Consider the following 11,169-nt stretch of genomic DNA (forward strand, 5'->3'; position numbering starts at 1 on the left):
AGAAGGCATCCCGGGTGACAACCGTCCACACCCTCGACCGAGTGGTGATTCGTTTCGCCGGCGACTCCGGCGACGGCATGCAACTGACCGGCGACCGGTTCACCGCCGACGCTGCGGTGTTCGGCAACGACATCTCGACGCTGCCGAACTTCCCGGCCGAGATCCGCGCACCAGCCGGAACTCTGCCGGGCGTCTCCAGCTTCCAGTTGCACTTCGCGAACTACGACATCATGACGCCGGGCGACCGTCCGGACGTGCTGGTCGTGATGAACCCGGCGGCGCTGAAGGCCAACATCGCCGACCTGCCGCGCGGCGGGCTGATCATCGCCGACACCGCCGACTTCACCAAGCGCAACCTGGCCCGGGTCGGCTATGAGGCGAACCCGCTCGAGGACGGCAGCCTGGACGGCTACCAGCTGCACGCGCTGGACCTGACCCAGCTGGCCGTCGAGGCGGTCAAGGAGTTCGGGCTGAGCCGCAAGGACGCGTCGCGCGCGAAGAACATGTTCGCCCTCGGCCTGCTGTCCTGGCTCTACCACCGGCCGACCGAGGGCACGATCAAGTTCCTCACCGAGAAGTTCGCGTCCAAGCCGGACATCCGGGACGCCAACGTCACCGCCTTCAAGACCGGGTACGCGTTCGGCGAGACCACCGAGGTCTTCGCCGACACGTACAAGGTGGAACCGGCCCCGATGCCGGCCGGCCGGTACCGCCAGATCTCGGGCAACGTCGCGCTCGCGTACGGGCTGATCGCCGCGTCCAAGAAGAGCGGCCTGCCGCTGTTCCTCGGCGCCTACCCGATCACGCCCGCCTCCGACGTGCTGCACGAGCTGTCCAAGCACAAGCGGTTCGGCGTGACCACGTTCCAGGCCGAGGACGAGATCGCCGGGGTCGGTGCGGCGCTCGGCGCCAGCTTCGCCGGCCACCTCGGCGTGACCACCAGCTCCGGCCCGGGCATCGCGCTGAAGATGGAGGCGATCGGCCTCGCCGTGATGACCGAGCTGCCGCTGGTCGTCTGCGACATCCAGCGGGCCGGCCCGAGCACCGGCATGCCGACCAAGACCGAACAGGCCGACCTGCTGCAGGTGATGTTCGGCCGCAACGGCGAGGCGCCGGTCCCGGTGCTCGCCGCCCAGTCGCCGATGGACTGCTTCGACACCGCGATCGAGGCGACCCGGATCGCGATCAAGTACCGGACGCCGGTGATCTTGCTCTCGGACGGCTACATCGCCAACGGCGCCGAGCCGTGGCAGGTTCCTGATCTTGCGTCGATCCCGCCGATCGACCCCGGGTTCGCCACCGAGAAGAACGGCACGGACAAGGAAGGCGCCGAGGTCTACTACCCGTACCGTCGGGATCCGGAGACCCTGGCCCGGCCGTGGGCGATCCCCGGCACCGCCGGCCTGCAGCACCGGATCGGCGGCATCGAGAAAGCCAAGGACACCGGTGCGGTGTCCTACGACCCGGCCAACCACGACGAGATGGTACGGACCCGTCAGGCGAAGATCGACGGCATCGTCCAGGACATCCCGGACCTGGTCGTCGACGAGTCGGACGGCTCCGAGGGCGCCCGGGTGTTGATCTTGGGCTGGGGCTCGACGTACGGGCCGATCGTGGCCGCGGTGCGCCGGGTCCGCAAGACCGGCCGCAAGATCGCGTACACCCATCTGCGCCACCTCAACCCGTTCCCGGCGAACCTGGGCGAGATCCTGAAGTCGTACGACAAGGTGATCGTCCCGGAGATGAACCTCGGCCAGCTCGCCCTGCTGCTGCGGGCGAAGTACCTGGTCGACGTGCAGTCCTACTCCCGGGTCCGCGGCTTGCCGATCTCGCTCGGCGAGCTCGCTGTTGATCTTGAACAGGAAATCGACAAGTTGGAAGGAGCGAGCCGGTGACCGCGCTCGCGAACGGATCCCGCCCGTCGGAGACGCCCAAGCCCGAATACCCGGGTCTGGTCGGCGTCCCGCTGTCGCTGGAACCGCTGAAACGCAAGGATTTCACCTCCGATCAGGAGGTGCGCTGGTGCCCCGGTTGCGGCGACTATGCCGTGCTGGCGGCGTTCCAGGGCTTCATGCCGGAGCTGGGGATCGCCAAGGAGAACACGGTGATCATCTCCGGCATCGGCTGCTCGTCGCGCTTCCCGTACTACGTGGACAGCTACGGCATGCACTCGATCCACGGCCGGGCCCCGGCGATCGCGACCGGCGTCGCGACCTCGCGCCCCGACCTGGCCGTGTTCGTGATCACCGGCGACGGTGACGCGCTGTCGATCGGCGGCAACCACCTGATCCACGCCCTGCGCCGCAACGTCAACCTGACCATCCTGTTGTTCAACAACCGGATCTACGGGCTGACCAAGGGCCAGTACTCGCCGACCTCGGAGATCGGCAAGGTCACCAAGTCGACCCCGATGGGCTCGCTGGACAACCCGTTCAACCCGGTCTCGCTGGCGCTCGGCGCCGAGGCCACCTTCGTGGCCCGGACGATCGACTCCGACCGCAAGCACCTGACCGGCGTGCTCAAGGCGGCCGCCGCCCACCGCGGCACGTCGCTGGTGGAGATCTACCAGAACTGCCCGATCTTCAACGACGGCGCGTTCGACGAGCTGAACGGCCGGGACGCCTCGGCCGACGCGATCATCCCGCTGCGGCACGGCGAGCCGATCGTGTTCGGTGCCGACGACCGGCTCGGCGTGGTCCGCGACCCGGCGACCGGCGAGTTCGCGGTGGCCGACGTCGCCGAGGTCGGGCTGGACGCGATCGTCGTCCATGATCAACACCGGGCCGACGCCACGTACGCCTTCGGCCTGTCCCGGCTGACCGACTCCGGGGTGCTGCACCGGGCCCCGATCGGCGTGTTCCGCGACGTCGAGGCCCCGGTCTACGACGACCTGAGCCGCGAGCAGGTGACCCTGGCCGCCGAACGGGGCGGGTCCGAGGAGGATCTGCAGGCCATGATCGCCGGCGGCGACACCTGGAACGTGGAGTGACCTCGTTCCCTGAGCCTGTCGAAGGGTTCTTCGGCGGGCTCGGGACACGTACCCCTTGATCACGGACGAGGGCCGGGACGCCCGGCTCCGTCGCGGCACGTTCTACGGCCTCGGCGCGTACGGTCTCTGGGGCCTGTTCCCCGCGTTCTGGCCGCTGGTCGGCCGGGCCGGGTCGCTGGAACTCCTGGCCCACCGGGTGTTCTGGTCGTTCCTGGTCTCGGTCGTGCTCTGGTTGATCATGGTCCCGCGCGGCAGCCTGCGCCCGATGCTGGACCGCCGCAAGCTGCTCCTGCTGGCCGCCGCGGCGGCGGTGATCTCGGTCAACTGGGGCGTGTTCATCTGGGCGGCCACGCACGGCCACGTGGTGGAGACCGCGCTCGGCTACTACATCAACCCGATCCTCTCCATCCTGTTCGGCGTCGTCTTGCTGTCCGAGCGGCTGGCCCCGATCCAGTGGGTCTGCGTCGGGCTCGCGGCGGTCGCAGTGATCGTGCTCGGCTTCGACTACGGCCGGCCGCCCTGGGTGGCGCTGGTGCTCGCGGTCAGCTTCGCCCTGTACGGCCTGCTGAAGAAGAAGATCAACGCCGGCGCGGTGGAGACGCTCACCATCGAGTCCGCCTATCTGGTGCCGATCGCGCTCGGCTATCTGATCTTCCTCCAGGTCACCGGCGGGCTGACCTTCGGCCACCTCGGCTGGAGCCACACGCTGCTGCTGATCGCCAGCGGCCCGATCACCGCGCTGCCGCTGCTGTTGTTCGCGGCGGCGGCGACCCGGGTCCCGCTGAGCACGCTCGGCCTGCTGCAGTACCTCGCCCCGACCCTGCAGTTCCTGCTCGGCGTCACGTACTTCGGGGAGCAGATGTCGGTCGGCCGCTGGATCGGCTTCGGGCTGGTCTGGCTGGCGCTGATGCTGCTCACCACGTACGGATTGCTGCGCGCCCGCCGACGCCGCCGCGAGGTCCTGATCGGCACGCCGACCAGCCGGGATGCCACGCACCGTCGGTAAGGTTGCCCCCAGTGGGTCGCTGCAGGGGAGACCCGAAACCAACGGAGTGTCCAGACATGAGTGGTCAGTATCCGCCCGGGGGCCAGCCCGACCCCTACGGAAACTATCCCCAGGACGGGGCCGGCAGCGGTCCGGATGCCGGCGGTTACGGATCCTCGCCCGGCAGCGGCCAGCCACCCCACGGCCAGCAGCAGCCCGGCCAGGGCGGACCGCCGCCCGGCTACGGCCAGCAACAGCCCGGGTACGGCCAGCAGCCGCCGCCCGGTCAGCCGTCGCCCGGTCAACAGCAGCCCGGTCAACAGCCAGGCCAACAGCAGCCCGGTCAGCAGACCGGCTACGGGCAGCAGCAACCCGGCTACGGCCAGCAGCCGGGTTACGGCCAGCAACAGCCCGGTCAGCAGACCGGCTACGGTCAACAGCAGCCCGGCTACGGCGGCCAGACCGGCTACGGTCAGCAGCAGCCCGGCTACGGCCAGCAGCCCGGCTACGGCCAGCAGCCCGGTTACGCCGGCCAGCAGGGCGGCTACCAGCAGTCGCCCGGCGCCACGGCGGGCAGCCCCGGATCGCCGGGCGCCTACCCGGCCGGCCCGCACACGGCTTACGCAGCCCAGCAACCGCCGCCGCCACGGAAGTCGAACACCAAGATCCTGGTGATCGTCGGCGTGATCGTGCTGGCCCTGATCATCGGCGGCGTCGTCGGCGGTGTCCTCTTCTATCGCAGCGCGCAGGAAGCCGCGGCGGCCAAGCCGCCGGCCGCGGTCCGGGGCTTCCTCGAGGCCGTCGCCGCCGGCAAGGCCGAGGCGGCGCTGGCGTTCGGCGCGAATCCGCCGGCCGACAAGAGCCTGATCACCGACGCGGTGCTCAAGGAGTCCATGTCCCGGGCCCCGCTGACGGCGATCTCGGTGCCGGTGGGCAAGACCCCGCCGTCGGGCGACACGACCCTGGTCGACGCCACCTACATGCTGGGCGACGAGACGGTCACCCAGCAGTTCCCGCTGACCAAGGTCGGCGAGGACTGGAAGCTCACCAATCCGTACGCGACGGTCAGCCTGTCCGAGGTGAAGCTGGACAACCTGCCGATGTTGATCAACGGGGTGAAGTCCGCCGGGGACAACGCGATCCTGCTGCCGGGCTCGTACAAGCTGACCACCGGGCTGAAGGCGATCAGCTACGGCGAGGACGAGTTCGTGGTCAAGGGCGCCACCGGGCAGCCGACCATGCCGACCACGACCGCGACCCTGACCGAGGCCGGTACCAAGACCTTCATCTCGGCGGCGAAGGCGGAGCTGAAGAACTGCCTGGCCAAGCGCGAGGTGGCGCCGAAGGGCTGCCCGAACTTCGTCACCACCGGCCCCGGGCAGTCCATCGACCCGGACTCGGTCCGCTGGTCGTCGCCCTCCAACACCTGGGACACCTTCAAGGGTGGACTGGTGGACAGCGGCAACGGGAGCTACCTGGCCAAGGGCAAGCTCGGGCTCAAGTTCCTGTTCTCCGCGCGGGGCACCTACAGCGGCCAGCCGACCACCTTCAACAACAACTCGTGGTCGAATCAGTGGCGTTATTTCTACATCACGGCTGACCTTACGAAGGAGCCGATGAAGCTGGCCTGGGAGCGGACTTCGTGACCCTGCGGCAGCCCTCCCGGGGCCGTCGAGATGGGCACATCGCTCGGTAAGGTTGGTGCCCGAGCGGCGCATACCGCGCGCCTGACGAAGTGACGGAGTCCAGCATGAGTGGTCAGTACCCGCCTGGTGGCCAGCCCGGGCCGTACGGGGGCAATCCCCAGGGCGGTTCCGGTCAAGGCCAGGGGGCAGACGGGTTCGGGCAGGGACAGGGCGGCCAGCCGGGCTACGGTCAACAGCCGGGGTACGGACAGCAGCCGCCGCAGCAGGGTCAGCCGGGCTACGGCCAGCAGCCCGGCTACGGACAACAGCCCGGCTATGGCCAGCAACCGCCGCAGCAGGGCCAGCCCGGGTATGGGCAGCAGCCCGGCTACGGCCAGCAGCCCGGTTACGGGCAACAGCCGCCGCAGGGCCAGCCGGGCTACGGCGATCCGTCCGGCAGCAGCCCGCAGACGGCCAGCACCCAGTACCTTCCGGGACCGGGCGGCTATCAGCAGTCGCCGGGAGCGACCGCCGGCAGCCCCGGCACGCCGGGCTATCTGGCCGGTCCGGGCGGTCCTCCGCAGGGCCCGTACGGCGGGCCTCCGCAGCAGCCGCAGAAGAAGAACAACAACACCCGGATGCTGCTGATCGTCGGCGTCTGCGTGCTGGCGCTGATCGTGCTCGGCGTGGTCGGCGGCGTGGTCCTGTTCCGGTCCACCCAGGCCGGCGGCGGCACCGAGCCGACCCCGCCGGCGAAGACCCCGACCGGCACCGTGAAGGCTTACCTGGAGGCGCTGTCCGCGGGCAAGGCGGCCGACGCGATCGCGCTCAGTGCCGCGCCGCCGACCGACGCCACCTTCATCACCGACGCCGTACTGCAGGACTCCAACAGCCGCGCCCCGCTGACCGGGATCACGGTCGCCGAGGTCCCGGAGAACCCGGGTGGTTCGGCCACCGTTGACGCCAGTTTCATGATCGGCCAGGAGTCGGTGAGTCTCTCCTTCGGCGTCACCAAGCAGGGTGAGGACTGGAAGCTGGTCCGGGGCTTCGCGGAGGTCGACCTGTCCTCGGTGATGGTCGAGGGACTGCCGATGAAGATCAACGGGGTCGCGGTCAAGGCGGACAGCATCGGCCTGCTGCCGGGATCGTACGAGGTCACCACCGGGCTGAAGGCGATCGACTACGGCGAGGAGAACGTGTTCACGATCTCCGAACTGACCGACGACGTCGAGGCGCCGACCCTCTCGCCCACCCTGACCTCCGGTGGCAAGAAGGCGCTGCTCGCGGCCACCCAGAAGTCGCTGAAGGAGTGCCTGGCGAAGAAGGAACTGGCGCCGAAGAACTGCCCCAACCTGATCACGCCGAACTCCGATCAGAAGATCGCCCCGACGTCGATCAAGTGGTCGCTGCTGGAGGACACCTTCAAGACCTTCGAACCGACGCTGGACTCCACCAAGCCCACGGCGGCCAACGTCGATCTGAAGCTGCGCCTGAAGTTCTCCGGCACCGGCACCTACAAGGGCCAGTCGACCACCTTCAACAACGACAGCTGGTCCGACGAGCTGCGGGCCTACATCGTCACGGCGGATCTCACCAAGGAGCCGTACCCGATCACCTGGACGCGCAACTACTGATCACCGGTCCTGGCCTCGCGGCTCTGACATAACATGCATGGGTGACCGACACCGTACCCGTGCCCGCGATCGACTTCTCCGCCTTCGATCACGACGTACGCATCGCCGACGACCTGTTCCGCCACGTCAACGGCCGTTGGATCGCCGAGACGGAGATCGCCGACGACAAGCCGATGGCCGGTTCGTTCATCGCGTTGCGCGACGCCGCCGAGGCTGCCGTACGCGACATCATCACCGGGCTCACGGAGGGCGAGCCCGGCAGCAACGAGGCCAAGATCGCTGACCTGTACGCGAGCTTCATGGACGCCGACGCGGTCGAGGCCGCCGGCGCGACGCCGCTGGCCGGGCTGCTGGCCGAGGTCGACCAGACCGACACGGTGGAAGAGCTGGTGCACCTGATCGGCAGCTTCTACCGGCGCGGCATCTCCGGCCTGGTCGGGCTGGACGTCGAGTCCGACCCGGGCGACCCGAGCCGCTCGGTGATCTTCGTCGGCCAGTCCGGGCTCGGGCTGCCGGACGAGGAGTACTACCGGCTCGATGATCATGCCGAGATCCGGACCAAGTACCAGGCCCACATCGCGGCGTCGTTCGCGCTCGCCGAGGTGGACTACCCGGCGACCCAGGCCAAGCGGGTGCTCGACCTGGAGACCGAGATCGCGGCCGCGCACTGGGACAAGGTGAAGACCCGCGACCTGCGGCTGATGTACAACCTGATGACGCTGGCGGACTTCGAGCAGACGTACGAGGCACTGAACTGGCCCGAGTACGCGGCCGGCCTCGGCGTCGACCGGGAGACGATGGCCGAGCTGGTCGTGATGCAGCCGTCGTTCTTCTCCGAGATCGGCGCCCTGCTCACCCGCAACCGGCTCGACTCCTGGCGGGCCTGGGCCCGGTGGAAGATCATCTCCTCGCTGTCGCCGTACCTCTCCGGTGCGTTCGTCGACGAGCGGTTCTCCTTCTACGGAACGGTTCTGTCCGGCACCCCGAAGCTCAAGGAGCGGTGGAAGCGCGGCGTCGAGCTGGTCGAGGGCTCGCTCGGCGAGGCGGTCGGCCAGATCTACGTGGAGCGGCACTTCTCGCCGACCGCGAAGGAGCGGATGGACCGGCTGGTCGGGCATCTGATCGAGGCGTACCGGCAGTCGATCACCGAGCTGGACTGGATGACCAAGGACACCAAGAAGGAGGCCTTGGACAAGCTGGCGAAGTTCCGTCCGCACATCGGCTTCCCGTCGAAGTGGCGCGACTACTCGTCGCTGGAGATCGCGCGGGACGACCTGATCGGCAACGTCGGCCGCGCGGTCGACTTCGAGATCACCCGCAACCTCGCCAAGGTCGGCCAGCCGGTCGACCGCGAGGAGTGGATCATGACGCCGCAGACGGTCAACGCCTACTACCACCCGCTGCGCAACGAGATCGTCTTCCCAGCCGCGATCCTGCAGCCGCCGTTCTTCAACGAGCACGCCGACGACGCCGTCAACTACGGCGGCATCGGCGCGGTGATCGGTCACGAGATCGGGCACGGCTTCGATGATCAGGGTTCCACCTGCGACGGCGACGGCGCGCTGCGGAACTGGTGGACCGAGGACGACCGGGCCGCCTTCGAGCAGCGTACGGCCGCCCTGATCGAGCAGTACGACGGACTGGAGCCGGCCCAGACGCCGGGCCACAAGGTCAACGGCTCACTCACGATCGGCGAGAACATCGGCGACCTCGGCGGCCTGTCGATCGCGCTGAAGGCCTTCCGGCTGGCCACCCAGGATGCCGAGCCGGAGTCGGCCGACGACTACACCCCGGAGCAGCGGCTGTTCCTGAACTGGGGCGCGATCTGGCAGTCCAAGGCTCGCACCGAGACCGTCCTGCAGCGGCTCGCGGTCGACCCGCACGCCCCGAACGAGTTCCGCTGCAACCAGATCGTCCGCAACGTCGACGCCTTCTACGAGGCGTTCGACCTGCAGCCGACCGACGCCCTCTACCTCGACCCGGCCAAGCGCGTCAGCATCTGGTGACTCGTGGACGGGGCTGACCCGACCGGCTGGTCCGAGGTCGCGCGGGACTGGTCCCGACTGTGGGGTGATCATCCCCGGCCGGTCTGGACCAAGATCATCCGGGCCGCCGGCCTCGGCCCGGGCAGCACCGTCCTGGACGTCGGTTGCGGGTCCGGCGAGTGGCTCGCCCACCTCGCCGGGCTCGGCGCCGACCTCACCGGCGTCGACCCGGCCGCCGGCATGATCGAACTGGCCCGGGAACGCCTGCCGGACGCCGACCTCAGGGTCGGCAGCTTCGATGATCTTGGGGTCCCCGACGCCGCCTTCGACCTCGTCACGGCCGTGAACGCACTGCAGTTCGCGCCCGATCCCGAAGCCGGCTTGGCCGCGCTGCTCCGGGTCACCCGGCCCGGCGGCCACGTCGCGATCGCCAACTGGGCCGAGGACGCCCGGAACGACCTGTTCCGGATCGAGCAGGCGATCGCCGACGCCACCGGCGCCGCCTTCCAGCCCGGCGGCCCCCTCCGCGAACCCGGCGGCCTCGAGGCCCTGTTCGCCCGGGCCGGACTCACCCCGACCGACGCGGGCCTGGTCGCCCTCGACTGGCAGGTCACCGAGCCGGACCTGCTCCGCGGCACCCTGCTCGGCCACCCGACGGACGAGCAGGACGAGCTGACCCCCGTCGTCCTCCGAGCCGCCGCCCCGTTCCGTACCGGCGAGGGCTATCGCCTGACCAACCACTTCCGCTACGCCCTCACCACCCCAACCCCCACCCCAAAACCGCGCTGACCGGGCACAAAAGCAGGCGTTCTGACGGCGTGTCGCTGCGGAGGTGCCCACTCGATGCCGGGTGACCCGGCGAGACCGTCCGTCCGCTCCGGGCCGGCGGACCCATGGAACCGACGAGGCCGGGATCTCGGCTCAACCAAATGATCTTCCGGCGGGCCACGAACCCGAACTCGGCGAGCGGACGGAAAGACCGCCCTCGGGCGGGTGACGGACGGTCAACGCGTCCACTCGATGTGGGCCGGATCGACGCTGCGCGATTGCAGGATCGCAAGGTGGTTCGGTCCCGGGCCTGTCGGCGGCGGGAGGCGGGACCCACCCAACCTCGATCACTCGCGGTCCGGCGTCCCCGCGGGAACGTCTCCGGTCCGATCAATGCGCCGGAGGACCTGTCCCGAATCCGCGATCCGGCCCGGGTACGCCACCTCGAACCCGCCACGGTTCTGCCCGACGCGTTCCCGCGGGAACGGGTGCGGACCGGATCACGATCTTGAAAACGTCCGGCCGGCCGCGGGATCCGACGGCCAAAGCCGTGCGCGCCGCCTCGGATCGGGACCCGTCGGTAACGAACCGACCGCCCGACGCCGATTCGGCCTCCGAAACGTTCCCGCGGGACCGTCTCCGAGCGGAAACTCCTAGAACGACTCAGACTCTTCGACGTCCCGAATCCCTATCGTCCGCGGACACCTCGCGACGGCATTCCCGAGGGAGCGTCTTCCGCCTGGTCCGGTCCGGCTCCCATCCAGCCGGTCCCAGGTCCGACCCAGCAACCCGACCCACCACGACCGCCCGGCCGTAGGCGTTCCCGCGGGAGCGTCTCCCGTCCGGTCCGGTCCGGCTCCCATCGAACCGATCCCAGGTCCGACCCAGCAACCGACCCACCACGACCGTCCCGACCGTGGCGTTCCCGCGGGAACGTCCCCCGCCCGGTCCCGTCCGGCTCCCATCGAACCGATCCCAGGTCCGACCCAGCAACCGACCCACCACGACCGTCCCGACCGTGGCGTTCCCGCGGGAACGTCCCCCGCCCGGTCCCGTCCGGCTCCCATCCAGTCGATCCGAGGTCCGACCCAACAACCCGACCCACCACGACCGTCCCAACCGTGGCGTTCCGCGGGAACGTCCCCCGCCCGGTCCCGTCCGGCTCCCATCCAGCCGATCCGAG

At 69.5% G+C, this 11,169-nt stretch carries 7 protein-coding genes; all 7 read left to right on the plus strand.

The features are described from left to right. Positions 1–14 precede the first annotated feature (14 nt). The 7 genes from ACFQU4_RS21565 (at position 15) to ACFQU4_RS21595 (ending at position 10,007) form a co-directional block, all read left to right on the plus strand. Positions 15–1,895, plus strand: coding sequence for a 2-oxoacid:acceptor oxidoreductase subunit alpha (locus ACFQU4_RS21565; RefSeq protein ID WP_377495764.1), 1,881 nt, complete (start codon positions 15–17; stop codon positions 1,893–1,895). Next, positions 1,892–2,989, plus strand: coding sequence for a 2-oxoacid:ferredoxin oxidoreductase subunit beta (locus ACFQU4_RS21570; protein ID WP_377495765.1), 1,098 nt, complete (start codon positions 1,892–1,894; stop codon positions 2,987–2,989). The genes ACFQU4_RS21565 and ACFQU4_RS21570 overlap by 4 nt, the downstream gene beginning before the upstream one ends. 55 nt (positions 2,990–3,044) lie before the next feature. Next, the gene (rarD, locus tag ACFQU4_RS21575) at positions 3,045–3,995 is read left to right on the plus strand and encodes an EamA family transporter RarD (protein WP_377495767.1); all 951 of its coding nucleotides are present in this window, start codon (positions 3,045–3,047) and stop codon (positions 3,993–3,995) included. A 56-nt stretch (positions 3,996–4,051) separates the two neighbouring features. Beyond that, positions 4,052–5,620: a hypothetical protein gene (locus tag ACFQU4_RS21580; RefSeq protein ID WP_377495769.1), complete on the plus strand. Its 1,569-nt coding sequence runs from the start codon at positions 4,052–4,054 to the stop codon at positions 5,618–5,620. A 104-nt stretch (positions 5,621–5,724) separates the two neighbouring features. After that, complete coding sequence (locus ACFQU4_RS21585) at positions 5,725–7,233, plus strand: hypothetical protein (protein ID WP_377495771.1); 1,509 nt, start codon at positions 5,725–5,727, stop codon at positions 7,231–7,233. A 41-nt stretch (positions 7,234–7,274) separates the two neighbouring features. Beyond that, positions 7,275–9,239, plus strand: coding sequence for a M13 family metallopeptidase (locus ACFQU4_RS21590; protein WP_377495773.1), 1,965 nt, complete (start codon positions 7,275–7,277; stop codon positions 9,237–9,239). A gap of 3 nt (positions 9,240–9,242) precedes the next feature. Continuing rightward, the gene (locus ACFQU4_RS21595; protein ID WP_377495775.1) at positions 9,243–10,007 is read left to right on the plus strand and encodes a class I SAM-dependent methyltransferase; all 765 of its coding nucleotides are present in this window, start codon (positions 9,243–9,245) and stop codon (positions 10,005–10,007) included. The last annotated feature ends 1,162 nt before the right edge of the window (positions 10,008–11,169 follow it).

Origin of the sequence: Microlunatus sp. GCM10028923 (assembly GCF_042666975.1) — a bacterium.
GTDB lineage: Bacteria > Actinomycetota > Actinomycetes > Propionibacteriales > Propionibacteriaceae > Microlunatus.